General features: G+C 44.1%; 15 protein-coding genes and 1 tRNA gene. 6 read left to right on the forward strand and 10 right to left on the reverse strand.

Going from position 1 to position 16727, the window contains the following annotated elements:
• Positions 1 to 188 precede the first annotated feature (188 nt).
• Both A1359_RS06350 and dctA read left to right on the forward strand, forming a co-directional pair.
• On the forward strand, positions 189 to 953 hold the full coding sequence (locus A1359_RS06350) for a DNA/RNA non-specific endonuclease (RefSeq protein ID WP_066979723.1): 765 nt from the start codon (positions 189 to 191) through the stop codon (positions 951 to 953).
• Between the two features lie 241 nt (positions 954 to 1194).
• Positions 1195 to 2475 carry a C4-dicarboxylate transporter DctA gene (dctA, locus tag A1359_RS06355; RefSeq protein WP_066979726.1) on the forward strand — a complete coding sequence of 427 codons (1281 nt, stop codon included), beginning with the start codon at positions 1195 to 1197 and terminating at the stop codon, positions 2473 to 2475.
• A gap of 106 nt (positions 2476 to 2581) precedes the next feature.
• Here dctA and A1359_RS06360 read toward each other — a convergent pair whose 3' ends face one another.
• The 8 genes from A1359_RS06360 to A1359_RS06395 all read right to left on the reverse strand — a co-directional run bounded on the left by A1359_RS06360 (position 2582) and on the right by A1359_RS06395 (position 8461).
• Positions 2582 to 3142 carry a tyrosine-type recombinase/integrase gene (locus A1359_RS06360; protein WP_066979729.1) on the reverse strand — a complete coding sequence of 187 codons (561 nt, stop codon included), beginning with the start codon at positions 3140 to 3142 and terminating at the stop codon, positions 2582 to 2584.
• A gap of 169 nt (positions 3143 to 3311) precedes the next feature.
• A tRNA-Met gene (locus A1359_RS06365) sits at positions 3312 to 3389 on the reverse strand.
• 46 nt (positions 3390 to 3435) lie between these two features.
• Positions 3436 to 4527: a redox-regulated ATPase YchF gene (gene ychF, locus A1359_RS06370; protein ID WP_066979733.1), complete on the reverse strand. Its 1092-nt coding sequence runs from the start codon at positions 4525 to 4527 to the stop codon at positions 3436 to 3438.
• Between the two features lie 220 nt (positions 4528 to 4747).
• Positions 4748 to 5509 carry a complement resistance protein TraT gene (locus A1359_RS06375; protein ID WP_066979736.1) on the reverse strand — a complete coding sequence of 254 codons (762 nt, stop codon included), beginning with the start codon at positions 5507 to 5509 and terminating at the stop codon, positions 4748 to 4750.
• A 44-nt stretch (positions 5510 to 5553) separates the two neighbouring features.
• The gene (locus tag A1359_RS06380; RefSeq protein ID WP_198159283.1) at positions 5554 to 5883 is read right to left on the reverse strand and encodes a hypothetical protein; all 330 of its coding nucleotides are present in this window, start codon (positions 5881 to 5883) and stop codon (positions 5554 to 5556) included.
• Between the two features lie 99 nt (positions 5884 to 5982).
• Complete coding sequence (locus A1359_RS06385; protein WP_232322137.1) at positions 5983 to 7155, reverse strand: sensor domain-containing diguanylate cyclase; 1173 nt, start codon at positions 7153 to 7155, stop codon at positions 5983 to 5985.
• 11 nt (positions 7156 to 7166) lie between these two features.
• On the reverse strand, positions 7167 to 8030 hold the full coding sequence (locus tag A1359_RS06390; protein WP_066979744.1) for an HDOD domain-containing protein: 864 nt from the start codon (positions 8028 to 8030) through the stop codon (positions 7167 to 7169).
• Positions 8027 to 8461 (reverse strand): protein YgfX, encoded by a 435-nt coding sequence (locus A1359_RS06395; RefSeq protein WP_066979747.1) that lies wholly within the window; start codon positions 8459 to 8461, stop codon positions 8027 to 8029. The genes A1359_RS06390 and A1359_RS06395 overlap by 4 nt, the downstream gene beginning before the upstream one ends.
• 79 nt (positions 8462 to 8540) lie before the next feature.
• Here A1359_RS06395 and ygfZ point away from each other — a divergent pair, with 79 nt between their 5' ends.
• From ygfZ to A1359_RS06415, 4 genes are all read left to right on the forward strand, one after another.
• Complete coding sequence (ygfZ, locus tag A1359_RS06400) at positions 8541 to 9458, forward strand: CAF17-like 4Fe-4S cluster assembly/insertion protein YgfZ (protein WP_066979750.1); 918 nt, start codon at positions 8541 to 8543, stop codon at positions 9456 to 9458.
• Between the two features lie 12 nt (positions 9459 to 9470).
• Positions 9471 to 10313 (forward strand): HDOD domain-containing protein, encoded by an 843-nt coding sequence (locus A1359_RS06405; protein ID WP_066979753.1) that lies wholly within the window; start codon positions 9471 to 9473, stop codon positions 10311 to 10313.
• Positions 10314 to 10321: 8 nt separating this feature from the next.
• Complete coding sequence (locus A1359_RS06410) at positions 10322 to 11299, forward strand: COX15/CtaA family protein (RefSeq protein WP_157200491.1); 978 nt, start codon at positions 10322 to 10324, stop codon at positions 11297 to 11299.
• 116 nt (positions 11300 to 11415) lie between these two features.
• On the forward strand, positions 11416 to 13149 hold the full coding sequence (locus tag A1359_RS06415) for a DEAD/DEAH box helicase (RefSeq protein ID WP_066979760.1): 1734 nt from the start codon (positions 11416 to 11418) through the stop codon (positions 13147 to 13149).
• 6 nt (positions 13150 to 13155) lie between these two features.
• Here A1359_RS06415 and A1359_RS22700 read toward each other — a convergent pair whose 3' ends face one another.
• Together A1359_RS22700 and A1359_RS06425 are read right to left on the reverse strand one after the other, a co-directional pair.
• Positions 13156 to 15375, reverse strand: a complete 2220-nt coding sequence (locus A1359_RS22700; protein WP_066979765.1) for a mechanosensitive ion channel domain-containing protein — start codon at positions 15373 to 15375, stop codon at positions 13156 to 13158.
• A gap of 35 nt (positions 15376 to 15410) precedes the next feature.
• Complete coding sequence (locus tag A1359_RS06425) at positions 15411 to 16718, reverse strand: YhjD/YihY/BrkB family envelope integrity protein (RefSeq protein ID WP_083960528.1); 1308 nt, start codon at positions 16716 to 16718, stop codon at positions 15411 to 15413.
• Between the last annotated feature and the right edge of the window lie 9 nt (positions 16719 to 16727).

Raw genomic sequence — 16727 nt, forward strand, 5'->3', positions numbered from 1 at the left:
ATTTTGGCGAAATCCTTAGGCTACACAGCAAAACCGCATAGGTATAGAAGCGGCAAATACACTGCCAGAAGCGATTTACGATACTGGATTAGCACGTGTATTTTCCATGGAAGTAGTTTAGCTCGTCATGTTAAACCGTTGAGTGTGATAGATTTGCCAGCTTTTTGCCTTCAGGTAAGTTCTAAAACATGCGCTATGCGTTTATTAGCCTATTATTGCTCGTTCTGTCTTCATGCGCTCAACTCCAAGACATCCAGCAAGCAAACGATTTTTTACAACCGCAGACAGCATCGCATGGGATTCAATTAGACTATGAAGGCTTTACTCTTTGGTTAGATTGCGCACAGCATGGGGCGGTGAAATTCAGTTATATTGCCACGCACGATATAGGCCATTTGAAGCGGATTAGTCGGTTTTTTCTTGACCCCAATGTACCCCTGGAATGCCAACAAACCAGTTATAAAGGATACGGACATGACTATGATCGTGGTCACCTGGTACCGGCAAATCATATGGATCATTCCAAAACCGCGATCAGGCAAAGCAACTTTATGACGAATATCCTGCCACAGGCCGCCGCTATGAACAGAGGCGCATGGCTGCTGACAGAAGAAATCATCGAATGCTATCGCGACATCGACCAGTTGCGGGTGATTGGTGGTGTCATTTGGGGTCATAACTCAAATGATGATTATTTTGTGGCATCACACGGTATCAAAACACCGGATGCGTTTTGGAAAGTCATCATTCGCGGCCAGGGCCAAAAGCAGACTGCCATTGCCTGGGTTGTACCCAATTCCCAGCAGGCAACCAAGCAGAATCTGGATAGATACTTGGTAACGATAGCCGACTTGGAAAAAATGACGGGCGAAAAAATCCCGATTGCTGAGGAAGCCAAGCACGACAAACCTAAGCGTTCATGGGACATTCCCAGCGGATGCGATAAGGGATAAGGGATACAACTGAAATGCACGGGCTAATACATTGCCTGTCCGCTCCAGCGATTAGCCGGTAAGATGGCCGTTTTAATTTTAAGCCCCTATTCTGATGAACACCCCTTCCCTAGTATGGCGTGATGACACTTAGAATATCAGTCATTCTCGCTGTAAACAGCCTCCCATGGACTAACCATTCAAAACCCGCTGACTTACACGACTGCAACAGCAAAAATGCGTAGAAAAAATAAATATTCCCATGCCTGAGCTATTTAAAGCCAACAGTTCAAAATCCCGACTTTATTTCTGGGTGATCATCGCCATTGTCTTCGGGGGTGTTTTTGGCACTCTCGACCCTGAGCATGCCGTTTTGATGAAGCCTTTGGGCGATGGTTTTATTAGTCTGATCAAAATGCTGATCGCGCCGGTGGTGTTTTGTACCATCGTGTTGGGTATTGCGGGTGCCGATGATATGAAAAAGGCTGGCCGGGTGGGTGTAAAGTCACTGTTGTATTTTGAAGTGGTTTCCACCTTTGCTCTTGCGATCGGTGTAGTGGTTGCCAATGTGCTAAAACCTGGCTCTGGTTTTAATGTTGATCCCGCCACGCTGGACGCCCAGGCAGTCTCGGGTTATGTCAAACAGGCAAACCAGCAAAACCTGGCTGAGTTTTTACTTCACATTATTCCGAAAACCTTTACTGATGCTTTTACCGGTTCCGGCGATTTGCTGCAAGTATTGCTGGTGGCGGTCCTGTTTGGCTATGCTTTGCAGCAATTGGGGAGTCAGGGACGATCGGTTTACAAATTTATTGAAGAATGTTCGCATATCTTTTTTGCGATGATGAATGTCATCATGAAATTGGCACCTTTGGGTGCCGGCACGGCCATGGCTTTTACCCTGGGTAAATATGGCGTTGAGGCGCTCAAGCCGCTAGCGGCATTAATGGGGAGTTTTTATCTGACCTGTGGCTTATTTGTCATCGGTATTCTTGGCAGCATAGGCGCCATGACCGGCTTTAATATTTTTAAGCTACTGCATTTTATTAAAGAGGAATTACTGCTGGTACTGGGTACTTCATCCTCGGAATCGGCCTTGGTGCCGTTAATGAATAAACTGGAAAGCTTGGGTTGTTCACGCTCGGTAGTCGGGTTGGTGGTACCCTCAGGGTATTCGTTCAATCTGGATGGGACTAACATTTATCTAACCATGGCAGCGCTATTCGTTGCCCAGGCTTTGAATATCGATCTGACCTTGACACAGCAGTTAACGCTGCTTTTGGTAGCCATGTTAACCAGCAAAGGCGCTTCAGGGGTGACCGGCGCAGGATTTATAACACTGGCAGCGACACTAGCGGTGGTACCCAGTGTGCCGGTGGCTGCCTTATCGCTCATCCTTGGCATCGATAGATTTATGTCCGAGGCGCGGGCAATCACCAATATTATCGGTAACGCCGTAGCCACCATCGTGATATCGCACTCGGAGCAAGAATTGGATCGTACAAAACTACATGCCGCGTTAAATAACCGTTCAAACAACTGACATCCAGATCAAGCCATGAAAAAAATCCTGCTATCGCTATTTGCCATTATCCTGGTTATCGAAGAATGGCTTTGGGATGCCTTATCGGCATTCGGTCATTTTTTGATTAGCCTGCTTCATCTGGAAAAATTTGAGCGTTGGTTGACACCCTACTTTCAATTTGTTGAATCACTGTCAAAAGTTCTTGAGCTGTAATGTCTGATATTGGTTGATTACCTATATAAGGAAAAATATCGCGTTCTAGGCGACTATAGAGCCTACCCTTATATGAATCAGCCATTTGTTGCATCTTCTTGTTGTACCACTCTTCAGCAATGTATCTGAAAAAGTCTATAGGGGGTTGTCCATTTAGGATTCTTTCTTTCTCTTCCAATACCTTTGCATCTTGCTCCTCGGATGCTTTTCTATTAATTGATGGATCAACGCCTTCAGCAACTTGCTTTTTTAGTTCAAATGCTTTTTTTCTAGCATCAGGAAGGCTTGTTACTGGATAAGTGCCTAGTGATAAGGTTTTACGCTTACTGTTGATAGAGTAATCAACTCTCCACCATCTTGAATCATTAGGCTTAATCAATAGGTACAAGCCGTTACCATCAAAAAGACGTACATCTTTAGAAGCTGGCTTGGTAGTTCTGATAGTTACATCTGATAGAAGTTCTTTAGCCATTTGCAGTAACTCCTGATGCAGTTACTGCATAAAATGTTGTTACTGTAGAAGTTACTGCAACAACCCGCAGTAACTTAGCTAATCTGACTGAAGGTTTCACCCATAAAAAACCCCAAGTGCCTGTTATTAAAGTACTTAGGGTTGATTTGGGTACTGCAAAATATACTAATGGTGGCGATACCGGGAATCGAACCTGGAACCTCGGGGTTATGAATCCCGCGCTCTAACCGGATTGAGCTATATCGCCTTGAAGCTGTAAAAGAGCGCTATTATAAAAAGCCAATTTTAGATTGTCAAACATTAAACCTAAAATGCATGACATCTCCATCCTGCACTTTGTAATCTTTACCTTCTAACCGCCATTTACCGGCATCTTTTGCCCCTTGTTCCCCTTTGTAATTTACAAAGTCTTCATAGGATATAACTTCGGCACGAATAAAGCCTTTTTCAAAGTCAGTATGAATAACGGCAGCCGCCTTTGGCGCTGAAGCGTTAACGGGAATGGTCCAAGCTCTGACTTCTTTTACACCGGCTGTAAAATAGGTCGATAGATTTAATAGGGCATAGCCTGCTCGTACAACTCGATTAAGGCCAGGCTCTTCCAAACCTAAATCATTCAGAAATTCCTGCTTCTCAGCATCGTCAAGCTGCACAATCTCCGCTTCAATAGCCGCGCAAACAGGTACTACTTTTGAACCTTCTTTTTCTGCAAAGGCGATAACTTTATCCAACATAGGATTATTGTCGAACCCATCATCCTGTACATTGGCAACATATAATGTTGGCTTAAGTGTAATCAGACAAAGCTCTTTGATGAGCATAACCTCATCTTCCGATAATCCTAGGGTTCTAACAGGATCACCAGCATTCAGCTGCTCCAATACGCGCTCCAGCACTTGTTTTCTGGCCAGTTCATCTTTATTGCCTGATTTGGATGCTTTGAGCGTTTTTTGCAGAGCTTTTTCAACTGAGGCCATGTCAGCCAGGGCTAATTCAGTATTAATAACTTCAATGTCGCTAACCGGATCGACTTTGCCGGCTACATGCACCACATTGTCATCTTCAAAACAGCGCACTACATGCACGATAGCATCTGTTTCGCGGATATTTCCCAGAAACTGATTTCCCAAGCCTTCGCCTTTAGAGGCACCGGCCACCAAACCAGCGATATCGACAAACTCAATGGTAGTCGGCAACGTGCGTTGTGGCTTTACGATTTCGGCAAGTTTGTCCATTCTAGGATCGGGTACCGGCACCACGCCTATATTCGGATCTATGGTACAGAAGGGATAATTTTCAGCCGCAATGGTGGCTTTAGTTAAAGCGTTGAACAAAGTGGATTTGCCGACGTTGGGTAAACCAACAATACCGCAATATAGTGCCATGGTAGTTTTCTTAAAGTGATAAGGTTAGGCCCGAACTAAATCGGACTCAAATGGGGTGGGATTATACAAGCGCAGGATAAAATGTCCAACTGCTGAAAATAGCCCTGACGCACTCTTTCTTAAAAAGCATCAGGACGACTTCGCCAGAAAAAACATTTCACCACTGGGTTCAAGAAAAAAGGCAAATCGATTGAGATTCTTTGTGGATTAACTGCCAAAATCAGAATAAACCGGCAATAGAGCGCACTAAACCAGCTGTTAGACTGGGAGCCGCCTCTTCATACTCCAGATTGGCCTGATTGGCTGTACTGACAATACGTGTACGATATTTTTTTCTATCACTCACTTCGGAAGAAGTTTGACGTCTCGAGCCGCCGATACCCTGCTTTGCGTCCTGAAGACTGTCCTGCCGAACAATGACACCCTCTTTAGTTTTCTCGGCAATTTCAATGTCCGTAACTACCATATAAGTTACGTCTTTAACAGCAGCATCTGCAATCAGTTCCGCGCCACCACCGACTACGGCGCCCGCTAAACCACCGATACCGGCACCAGACCAACCTCCAACACCACCGCCAATTGCTGCACCGGCGGCAGCGCCGGCCAATGGGCCTCCATAACCGGAATATAATGAGCTTTCTGCAGCCGTTGGACTGGTTTTACCCACACTTAATATATTGGCGCGCAACCAAAAATAAGATGCATCAGGGTCATTCGAGACTATGTACCCTTTAGCTTGTAGCGCTTGTTTGACTGGCATCAGAATGTCGAAATTCGACTTATCTGAAGTGTTACGAATATCCAGAAAAATTTGACGTTTATCCAGACCGACGGGATCCAGAAAGATGCTATCGCTCATTTTGGTCTGAACATCTAAATCTTTTTTAGCAATAGACGTGTGAACAGCTGCGCACCCAGCCAGCAAGGAAGCGAGTACTACGCCACTTAAAACGTTTACCCATTTTGCCTGAAAAAAAGCCATCTATATCTCCAATAAAGTTTTAAATAAATAGTTGCCCTTCTTACTCAATAAGGCCAATAGCGGCCATAATATCGGTGATAATAACTGCAATCACGGTAATCATTCCAAGAATAACGCCTTAAATCACCGCAGGTATAACCTTTGCGCCAATACTGGCTAGGTTGCGCATTAGGAGGAGTGCCTTTCTTGGTAGCCTCTTCGATATAGGCATTCAAAGCGGCTTCACTTTCAACGCTAAACGGCTTTTCAAAAACCTGTTCATTTAATCGTTTTTGCATTTCGTCACGCTCATCGGCTATCGCAGTAGCCCCATGAAAAACAATAAACAACAGTATTAATTTGTTCAATAAACGGAAAGATAAATATAATTTCATATTAGTACCTCGCTTTATTAAGCCAAATAATTGTTTGCTAGAACAGCGTCTTTTGTAGTTCAAGGCAGAAACCAACTTAGGTGATTTCTAGCCTTAACCTTAAGATACAAAAATTTCCACCCTATCGCGTCCGTTGTCTTTTGCTGCATATAACGCGGCATCTGCACAGCTAATAATTTGATCTATATCCAGTTGTGGCTCTACCTCAGAATACGTAGGATTCAAACAATGCAAGCCTATACTGATGGTAATGCTAACTTTTTCTTCACCATTGCTCCAGCTTAAAGCTTTGATTTGCTCCCGGATTCGTTCAGAAAATTGTTTGCCACTATCGCAACCAATGTTGGTAAAAATAATAACAAACTCTTCCCCACCAAAACGTACCAAAATATCGGTATTCCGCACTTCTTTTTTCAGTGCTTCTGACACGCTAATCAATACTTCATCACCAAATTGATGACCGTATTTATCGTTAATAGCTTTAAAGTAATCGATATCCATCACTAACAAACAAAACGGATAGGCGTAGCGCTTATGGTGCGCCAGCGCCAACCCAACCTGTTCATAAAAATAACGCCTGTTATGCAAACCAGTCAGTTGATCATGCATAGACATACTGGCGTAATAATCTTTAAGTTGACTGGTTTCTTGCACCAACCGTTCTAATTCAGCTGTTCTGAGGGAAATCTGCGATTCCATCTGCTGGAACAAGCGCCTATTGGTGATCAATTGACCAAGAATATTGGCATAAACTTCTAGCAACTTTAGATGCCAATTACTAAAGAAACCTGGTTGGGGGTGGGATACATTCAACACCCCAATCAATACCTTGCGCAGTGTATAAACCGGAACACAAATAATGCACCCCGGCACAGAAGCAGGATTACCAATATTTGCAAATCGAGGATCTTCTTGGCAATTATGGCATTGCTGTACTTTTCCAGAGGCTGCTGCCGCACCAATAATGCCCTCGCCTAGCTGAAAACTCATAGATTTTTCAGGCAACCACATATTATCTTCGGGCGAATCGACCGTACTCAATCCGGTGACATTCGATAAAATACCTTCGTTGTCGATAACAAAAAAAGAACATCTTTCCATGTCCTGATTTTGGAGTAATCCTGCTAATGCATAGCGTATGACAGTTTTTTCATCTGCCATTTCGCAACTTACTTCAGATAACGATTTAACAGCAGATAATGCATTAACAAGATCAACGATCAAATCCTGCACTCCAGTGCCGGTCCATTCTTTTCCAATGTCAAATTTCATTTGCTGGTTCATCAGCTTCCTAACGCAATAGCAAGACTTTGAATATTGTCTTTGTTTTCAATCATTTGATAAAATATTTTGACAGTTAACTCGAGCGGCAATTTTGCTTGGCTTGCTATATGTTCCAGATCGGCATCATCATCTTCTCCATCCAATACCAAACCAGACATAGCCTGACTAGCTTGCAATAGATAGATAAGGCTAGCATCTTCTGCAGATAAATTTTTTTGATTGAAGCGATGTAGCAAATTTTGATAGACGTCTGGTAATTGCCATTTATTTAATAGGATGTAGCCAATTTCATAATGACTTAAACCTAAGGTTTGATTAATCTCACGGTCAAGTTCAGCATAATTTTTAGGTTGCTCAAGCAAAATCCTATCCAGTTCATCCGGGAATAGAAAAGCTACAACCAAAATACCAATATGCAATAACAAACCTCCCGTGTAAAACGTAGCTGATGATATCTCGCTCGAAGTACCGGCTGCGGATAGCTTTTGCGCAATGACTGCAGTCATCAGAGAAAGCTGCCAAAAAGCTTGGGTATCAAAATTCTTACATTTGCCAGGGTCCAGCTGAACATTCAACACTACACCCACCGCAAGACTTTTTACTAAATTCAATCCCAGCACCTGCACAATAGCCGTGCGCAAATTATCGATTGTCCGTTGCTGAGAAAAATAGGCTGAATTTGCCAATCCGAGTAAACGAGCCACCAACGCGGGTGATAGCGACAAAACATCTACCAGTTTTTCAATTGAAACATCCGGATCGTTAATGGCTTCCAGGATTTTTACGCTGGCTTCAGGCAAGGCGGGTAAATTTTTCAGCCGATTGATTTGCGAATTAATTGAGAGGGTGGCGTGTGTATTCATCTATCAACTACCTGTCTCGAAAGTTTCAATCTGACTATAAAACGGCGGTAGTCATCGGCGGATACTGAATCGCGTACTATCAAAATCGACTTACCCAATGGTTTGTTAGTTTTGAAATATAGCAGAATTGCGTAATGGGTAAGCACAGTACCATCCAAAATCAGTATTTCCATATAATCGGTTCCATCCAAAGACAACTCCCAACCAGCGTTTGCAGTATAGCGTAGAAAATACGGCGATGAACGATTGAAAAGGTCAGAAAAAACCCAAAGAACAACCACAAGACTACTCAAAAACCATTTATACTCCTTAGGCATATCATTCAGCCAACAAGCAGCAAAAGCGCAAACATGCAAGATATTAAGCAATTGATTTAATTGTTTGGACCTACCAATTTTTACGTCAAACTTTTCATGAGTATTTTTGGTCATATTGGCAATATTTTTCCAAGGCCTGACGTGTAGAATAACTAATATATAACGCTATACTTTAAATAAACAAACCCTATCAATGAAAGCAACAGAACAGCAAGACCCTCTCACAAACTCTTACTATAACTTAACCCATTTTGCTGGCATTGCTGTCACCGGAGAAGATGCCGCAAAATTTCTGCAGGGTCAGTTGACTTGCAACATCAACGATATAAACGAAACAAAAACCAGTATTGCCGCATTTTGCAATCCGAAAGGCCGTGTAATCAGTACACTACTGGTAATCAAAACTGAAGCCGGATTTTTATTGTTATTACCAAACAGCTTGCAGGATAAAGTCTTAAAGAAACTGCAAATGTATGTATTACGCTCCAAAGTACAACTGAGTGACCAAAGCAATTTTCAGACTATTAATGGGCTTTCTACACCCAATCCAATCAATAACATTACATTACCGAGTGATGATTTTGCCTGTAGTAGATCTGAGCATCTCATTTGCATAAAACTACCCTCAGAACATCCACGCCATATTTTGATTGCAGAACCAGAACAGCCGATAACTCCAAAATTAGAGTCATTGAGACTGGGTAGTGTTGACGAATGGCGATTTCAAGATATTTCAGCCGGCATCCCCTGGTTTGAGATTGATCAAACGGAACAATTTATTCCACAGATGCTTAACATTGATCATCTCGGTGGCATCAGCTTTAACAAAGGCTGCTATACCGGCCAGGAAATCGTTGCACGCACCCATTTTTTAGGCAAAGCCAAACGTCAACTGTTTTTGGGTGAATCCCAATGCGAAATTCAACACCATAGCGATTTATTTGTCCAGGATGCCATTACACAAGAAAAAATCGGCGATGTTCTAGCTTATCAAACCCAAGAAAACACTTGCCGTTTGCTGCTTGTATTACAAACGGTTGATGCGGAAACAAAAAACCTTATACTTAACACAACACAGCAGACATCCATCAAGCTCCTACCCTTCAAATAGCCCAAATTAAGCATGCAATTTAAATCCGTTCAAGACTTTCTGGCACATGTCCAAACCGAACTGGACGCAAACCGACTAATATTGCCGACCCTGCCTGATATTGCTCTGAAAGTGCGCGACTCTGTAGCAAAAGGTGACACCTCTGCGCAAGAACTGGCAGACTTGATAGTGACAGATGTCGCTTTATCTGCGCGCCTGATTCAGGTTGCCAACAGTCCGCTCTATCGCGGTGCGAATGAAATAAAAAACATTCAAATGGCTGTAACTCGGCTAGGTAACAGCACCATCCGTACCTTGATCACCAGTCTGGTGATGCAGCAAATGTTTAAACCATCAACTGCTGTGCTGGAGCAGTATTTTCGCAGTATCTGGGAACAAGGCGTGAATGTGTCAGCTATCAGTCGTGCGCTAGCGTCTTTTGTACCGCATCTAAATCCTGACGAGGCCATGCTGTCCGGCCTAATTCACCAAATTGGCAAGCTGCCAATTTTAACCTTGATTGAAAAAATTCCTGAATTCAGGGATAGTCCATCCCGACTGGAAAAGCTACTGGAAAAAGCCCACCCGCACGTCGGTAAGATCATTATGGATACCTGGAGTTTTCCTGCAGAATTGAAACTGGTTGCCTCAGAATATGTCGATTTCCAAAGAAATCATGACGGGCCAGCGGATTATGTCGACCTGGTGCAGGTTGCATTTTTACAAAGTATTAACGGCACTGACCATCCGGCTTCCAGAATTGATTGGGCCACCGTACCAGCCTTTAGCAAAATCGGTCTACAAGCCGATGTAGAAATACTGGAAATCGAAGGTGTTTCTGAAGAAATTGAACTCGCACAATCTATGTTCTTATGAAAATCAACATGATAAACCCAGCAGCAGCCGCCCGTTTTCGCCGCTTAGGTACGCTGACCATTTTTGCCGTGTATTTTGTCATCCTGGTCGGCGGTATTGTGCGCGCATCAGGCGCCGGCATGGGTTGTCCGGATTGGCCGACTTGTTTTGGTCAATGGGTGCCGCCTACTGACGAATCCCAATTACCCGCTAATTATCACCAAATTTATGCCGCCCGCGGCTATGAAAGCACTACATTCAACCCAGTCAAAACCTGGACTGAATACGCCAATCGTTTGGTGGGTGTTAGCATTGGTTTTTTGATTTTTCTAACGGCTTGGTCGTCGCGCATTTATTTTAAAACCGATAAGACTACCTTTTATCTGGCATTATCAAGTTTCTTTCTGGTGGGTTTTCAAGGTTGGCTAGGGTCTGCAGTCGTTGCCAGTAATTTAAAACCCTTTATGATCACCTTGCACATGCTAGTGGCACTTTTTATTGTGGCTTTATTGATTTACGCCATTAGCCGCTCACAAAAACCATTACTTTCAGCCTTAAATGCCAACTGGGTAACCCCACGCTTTAGATTGGTACTCAAAATTGCCATGGGGATAACGCTGATACAAGTGGCCATGGGTACACAAGTACGCGAAGCAGTCGACTTCATTGCCCATCAGCACAGCTATATCGATCGCGAATACTGGCGCGATAGTTTTCCGTTGATCTTCTATGTCCATCGCTCATTTTCCTCAATTATTTTATTTACCAATCTGTGGCTAGCCTGGAAAATTTTCAAAAATGTAGACAACAACAGCCTGCTGTTAAAAGTCGCCTACGCTTTGATGGGTTTGATTGTCACAGCCATCTTGGCCGGCGTCAGTTTGGATAGACTGGGTTTTCCGGCTTTCGCTCAACCCGTGCACCTTTTGATGGCCAATCTTATTTTTGGCGCACAATTTTTTCTTTTCATTTGCTTACATTACGCGACTGGAAAAACACACTTGTAGGCTTACGTTTCACCCCAATATCAATAAGTTAAGCATTGTTAGGCCGAATTGCTGTACAATGCTAGCAGTGTCTGCTGTCTGCAGGCAGAACTCTTTATTCTCTACAGGTATTTTTAATGTCCGAAACCCCCACCATCACGCCATCTTTCAATGATTTAGCTCTATCAGAAGCGGTTTTAAAAGCCGTTCAATCCATCGGTTATGAAACCCCCTCCCCCATTCAAGCGCAAATCATTCCATTCGTGATGGCTGGCCGCGACGTACTCGGACAAGCGCAAACCGGCACAGGTAAAACTGCTGCCTTTGCCATGCCGATATTAACGCGTATCGATATTAATCAAAAAGATCCACAAGCTTTGGTATTAGCTCCGACTCGCGAACTCGCCATACAAGTCGCTGAAGCCTTCCAAAGCTACGCTGCCCACATCAAAGGTTTTCATGTACTACCGATATACGGCGGCCAGGATTACACCACACAATTACGCCAACTTAACCGCGGTGCGCATGTCGTAGTCGGCACACCGGGCCGAGTCATGGATCACATGCGTCGTGGCACGCTGAAGTTGAATCAGTTGAAAACCCTGGTACTTGACGAAGCTGACGAAATGTTGCGTATGGGTTTTATTGATGATGTGGAATGGATTCTGGAACAAACGCCATCTACTCGGCAAACAGCGTTGTTTTCTGCCACCATGCCGACAGAAATCCGCAAGATTGCCCAGAAATATCTGAACAATCCCGAGCAAGTTACCATCAAGGTCAAAACCACCACCGCGGCCAATATTCGCCAACGTTACTGGTTCGTCAGCGGTTTGCACAAAATGGACGCCCTGACCCGCATTCTGGAAGCGGAAAATTTCGATGGCATGATAATTTTCGTTAGAACCAAAACAGCCACGATTGAAGTTGCCGAAAAACTGGAAGCCCGCGGATTTTCTGCCTCTGCCATTAATGGCGACATGTCACAAGCGCTACGTGAACGCGCGATCGACAACTTGAAAACCGGCAAACTGGATATTCTGATTGCCACCGATGTTGCGGCCCGCGGCCTGGATGTCGATCGTATTACCCATGTCGTAAACTATGACATTCCTTACGACACCGAATCTTACGTACATCGTATTGGCCGTACCGGTCGTGCCGGCCGTACCGGTGATGCAATTTTATTCGTTTCGCCGCGCGAAAAACGCTTGCTGGCCAATATCGAGCAAGCTACCAAACAAAAAGTTGAAGAAATGCAGTTGCCTTCAACCGAGTTTATTAACAACGCCCGCGTCAATCGTTTCAAACAACGCATAACCGATACGCTGGCGGCTGAAGAATTAAGCTTTTACACCCAGTTAATCAATCAGTATCAAGTCGAGCATGACGTTCCTGCAGTTGATGTTGCAGCAGCGCTGGCCAAGCTTTTGCAAGGTAACACACCGTTACTGATGAAAGAAGTGACCAAAAAACCACGTAAAGATGCGGATGAAAAATCGCACGGTAAAGACCGAGATCGTGACCGCGGCCCTAAACGCGAAAGAGGCCGGGCTGGTGCGGTGGAAATGGAAACATTTCGGATCGAAGTTGGTCACAGCGACGGCGTCAAACCCGGCAATATCGTTGGTGCCATCGCCAATGAAACCGGTATTGATGGCGATCATATTGCCCGTATTAAAATCGAAGAACACTACAGCACTGTAGAATTACCAGCCGGCATGCCCAAAGACTTGTTTCAAGCCCTAAAAAGGGTACGTGTAGTCGGTAAATCTCTGGACATATCTAAATTCGACCCTGATTTGGTCAAAAAAGACAAAAGTAAAAAACGCGTCGGATCAACTTCCAGACGCGGAAAAAATCAAGAGTAATTAAGGCTACTCCGACTTTGGCGTACTATTAACCGTCAAAGTCGGATCACTAATCACTTCAGGCTTCTCCGCCGCTTTGGCTAAGCCGCTTCGAATATGCAAATCGCGTTGCGGAAATGGAATTTCGATGCCGTATTTATGTAATGCGGTTTCCAACTCCCAATAATAAGCTGCCTTGACACGCTGAGGCTTTTTCACTGCATGAGGCTGCACCCAGACCACCAACTCAAAATCCAGACTGCTATCACCAAAATTGGTCAACCATACTTCCGGTTCGCGGTTGTTACGATTTTTTACGGTATGCGACGTATTATTCACAGCTTCCAACGCTGCTTTCCTGACCAAATCCTTATCACTACCATAAGCCACGCCAAAAGGGATATGAATCCGGCGAGAGGCGTCGGTCAAGGTCCAGTTAATTACCTGGCCATTCACAAACTCGGAATTCGGCACCAGAATGTCAACCATATCCGTGGTTGTCACCAGTGTACTTCTTACATTAATGGCCTTGACCTCACCTGCCAAACCGGAGGATAACTCGACAAAATCACCAATGCGTAAACTACGCTCAAACAACACAATCAGCCCGGATACAAAGTTACTGACAATGGCCTGCAAGCCAAAACCAACCCCCAAACTTAGCGCACCGGCAATTAAAGCAAAGTTACTCAAATCGACACCAATACTGGACAAGCCGATACTGATACCGATAATCAAAATCAGATAATGCGCCAAACGACCTAAGGTATATAAATATGTCAGACTACCACCCTGACGCTCACTCAAATGCGTCAAACCTCTGCGCACAAAATGTGAAAGCCCCCAGGCTAGTGTAATAACCACTATCACGCGTAAAATACCTAGCAGGGTGACAGGGGTTTCACTGATCTTGAATAAACTGGCTTCCAGATGATCTGACAACCATTCCCATACTTGAGATACCGATGTATTGAGATTTGTCAAACCGGTAATCAGCATGCCTTGTTTATCCGCTACTAATGATTCTGCCCGATCTGCAATAAATTTGGCATCGTTGATTTCGCCATTTAATCGTTGCAGTGAGAGCAAGGTATTTTGCACTTCGGTCAAGCGGTTTTGAGTCTGGATGACGAGGTTGCTATTTTGTTTTTCAGTACTGACAAATAACGATGCCAACGACTTACCCGCCCGAACTTGGTCGTTTTCGGCTTTTTCCTGCCAGACATCCAGTTTATCTTTGATATTGTTGATATTATCAAGATAGCCTTGTAATTCAGCTTTCAATCCGCTTAATGCATTACCATCTTCGACTCGCAACATCTGCATTAACAAATATTCCATACGCTTACGCGACAACAAGGCATCAGCTACAGCTTCCTTGATAATAGCGTGATTGATGCGTTGTTTTGACAGCAAGGATCGTGCAGTACCTTCTGCCGTATCCAGATTTTCTAATTCGACCACAGCCACCAGTTGAGTTAAATTTTCCCTGGCATTGATCTGGCCCTGCTCGGCGGTATGAATGTCTTTTTTGATTTGCTCGAAATCCTGTTCACTCACCACTATCCTGCTACGGGCGGTATTTATTTCTTTTAATAATTGCGCCAATTGCAAATTACTAACCGCCAGAATAGCTTTTTTCAAACGCAGACTTTCAGCATCCAGCGCCTGCTCTGCCCACAAGGACATAACCTGTAAACCTTGAGTAAACTTGTCTACCGCATGATCTGGAAGCTCCAAATAAGCTGCCATCATGGTATCCAAGCACTGGCGAGCAGCGGCAAGTTTCTTTTCGTCTCGTTCCAGGTCTTTGCTGTCGGATTGCAATTCCGCTTGTAAAGTTTGGAGTTTGCGCGTCATATCCAACCATTGCCGCAGGCTATAGTTATTTTGAAAATTCAGGGTAGCGGAGGGTTCAGAGGCAGTCTTGTCGCGTAACTCGCGGTAGCGTTGTAAATTCTCAATCAGATCTGCGACTTGGGCCTTGATAGCAATCGATTCATTCGCGGTAAGTTTCTTCAATAATGCGTCGGACTGATTAATATGTTGCGATAACTCAACCGATTCAACATTAAAATAACGCCACCAACCTGCAGACAAATCGAGAGGATTGGGTGGCTTAGATGCCAAAGCCGGATGACTGCTTTTAGCATCAGCCAAAGACGTATCGTCTCCGAGTCCCGGCAATGCAATTTGCCCCAACACTGGATTCACCAAAAACAACAGTATAAGCAGAAAATATCTCATCGAAATAATGATAGATTAATCAATAAAAGGCATGATCATGCCTCAATATCACTTTTTTCATCCAACAGAATATCTCGCAAACTGCGATTCTGTAAAAAGTCAACACTATGCTGAGCCAATTCTTCGAACAACCCCTGCAAAGCAGGATGGGCTGCAACCCCCGAATTGATCAACTTGGGCTGATCACCGGCAGCGCGTATCGCTTGCACAATATCACGTAATAAAATGGCATCGGTGTCATGTGTCAATACATAGCGAGAGTGATCCTCTAAGATCATTAATAAACCGCTTTGTTGTAGACAGCGCAATATATCCACCACAGCTTCCCATGGCACATTAACCGCATCAACCAAATGCTTTAAACTACAGATTTCCCCCCCTTCGATGTGTTGCCTCCCAATCTGCGCCATTAACAAAATGGCCAATTTTTCCTGACATTGAATACTTAAATGCGGTCGACGTGTGGTGTAATGCAAGTAGCGTGGATACTGAATGTGAAACACAATCACACTACCCATCAGCAAGATCAACCAACTGATATAAAGCCAGATCATCGCGAGTAAAACTACGGCAAATCCTGAATAGATTGCACTGTAATGAGCCGATCCGGCAACAAAATGTGCGAACAAAGCACCTGTCGACTTCCAAGCCAAACCCGCCACCAAGCCCCCTATCAAGGCCGGCACCAGCCTGACTTTACTATTGGGAATGAAGACATAGGCAAAACTGAATGCAATGACAATCAATATATAAGGCAGGATCAATCCGATGGCGTAATAGACAGTACCGAAGGGTTCCATTTGTATCAAGCCCTTTACCACTGCCGAATTGCCCATTGAGGCGGTAATCCCCAACGCCGAAAACAAAAACACCGGCCCGATCAATATCACACTCAGATAATCAGTAAAACGACGATACAGCGAGCGTGGCTTGGTCACTCGCCAAATGTGATTAAAACAAGCTTCAATTTCCGATAACAAGGATATTGCCGTATAAAACAACATCAAAAAGCCAATAAAACCTAACACCCCCACCTTAATGTTTTCCACAAAGAAGATGATGTTAGTGGTAATTTCCGCGCCTTTTTCACCCAGCGGCGTCAGCAATTCAAACAATAAAGGTTCAATCTGGTTGTGTACACCAAAGCCCTTCAGTATGGAAAAACTCACTGCCAGCAATGGCGCTAGAGAAAGTAAACTGATATACACCAGACTCATGGCTCGCTGCTTTAAGCCATCTTCCTCATACTCACGCGCCAACACAACTGATAACAACCTTAAAAACTGCGCAACGGGATGAATATGCTTGTATATCGTCGAGCAATAATTTTTTAGGGCTGTCATGTCAATGGC

Source organism: Methylomonas lenta (assembly GCF_001644015.1).
Taxonomy (GTDB): domain Bacteria; phylum Pseudomonadota; class Gammaproteobacteria; order Methylococcales; family Methylomonadaceae; genus Methylomonas; species Methylomonas lenta.

Bases quoted from the DNA above. Each gene is read 5' to 3' on its own strand.
- A1359_RS06380 (WP_198159283.1), bottom strand. From the start codon at position 5,883: ATGAAATTATATTTATCTTTCCGTTTATTGAACAAATTAATACTGTTG.
- ygfZ (WP_066979750.1), top strand. From the start codon at position 8,541: ATGAAAGCAACAGAACAGCAAGACCCTCTCACAAACTCTTACTATAAC.
- A1359_RS06410 (WP_157200491.1), top strand. From the start codon at position 10,322: ATGATAAACCCAGCAGCAGCCGCCCGTTTTCGCCGCTTAGGTACGCTG.
- A1359_RS06350 (WP_066979723.1), top strand. From the start codon at position 189: ATGCGCTATGCGTTTATTAGCCTATTATTGCTCGTTCTGTCTTCATGC.
- A1359_RS06425 (WP_083960528.1), bottom strand. From the start codon at position 16,718: ATGACAGCCCTAAAAAATTATTGCTCGACGATATACAAGCATATTCAT.
- A1359_RS06415 (WP_066979760.1), top strand. From the start codon at position 11,416: ATGTCCGAAACCCCCACCATCACGCCATCTTTCAATGATTTAGCTCTA.
- A1359_RS06375 (WP_066979736.1), bottom strand. From the start codon at position 5,509: ATGGCTTTTTTTCAGGCAAAATGGGTAAACGTTTTAAGTGGCGTAGTA.
- A1359_RS06390 (WP_066979744.1), bottom strand. From the start codon at position 8,030: ATGAATACACACGCCACCCTCTCAATTAATTCGCAAATCAATCGGCTG.
- A1359_RS06405 (WP_066979753.1), top strand. From the start codon at position 9,471: ATGCAATTTAAATCCGTTCAAGACTTTCTGGCACATGTCCAAACCGAA.
- A1359_RS06395 (WP_066979747.1), bottom strand. From the start codon at position 8,461: ATGACCAAAAATACTCATGAAAAGTTTGACGTAAAAATTGGTAGGTCC.
- A1359_RS06385 (WP_232322137.1), bottom strand. From the start codon at position 7,155: ATGAAATTTGACATTGGAAAAGAATGGACCGGCACTGGAGTGCAGGAT.
- A1359_RS06360 (WP_066979729.1), bottom strand. From the start codon at position 3,142: ATGGCTAAAGAACTTCTATCAGATGTAACTATCAGAACTACCAAGCCA.
- dctA (WP_066979726.1), top strand. From the start codon at position 1,195: ATGCCTGAGCTATTTAAAGCCAACAGTTCAAAATCCCGACTTTATTTC.
- A1359_RS22700 (WP_066979765.1), bottom strand. From the start codon at position 15,375: ATGAGATATTTTCTGCTTATACTGTTGTTTTTGGTGAATCCAGTGTTG.
- ychF (WP_066979733.1), bottom strand. From the start codon at position 4,527: ATGGCACTATATTGCGGTATTGTTGGTTTACCCAACGTCGGCAAATCC.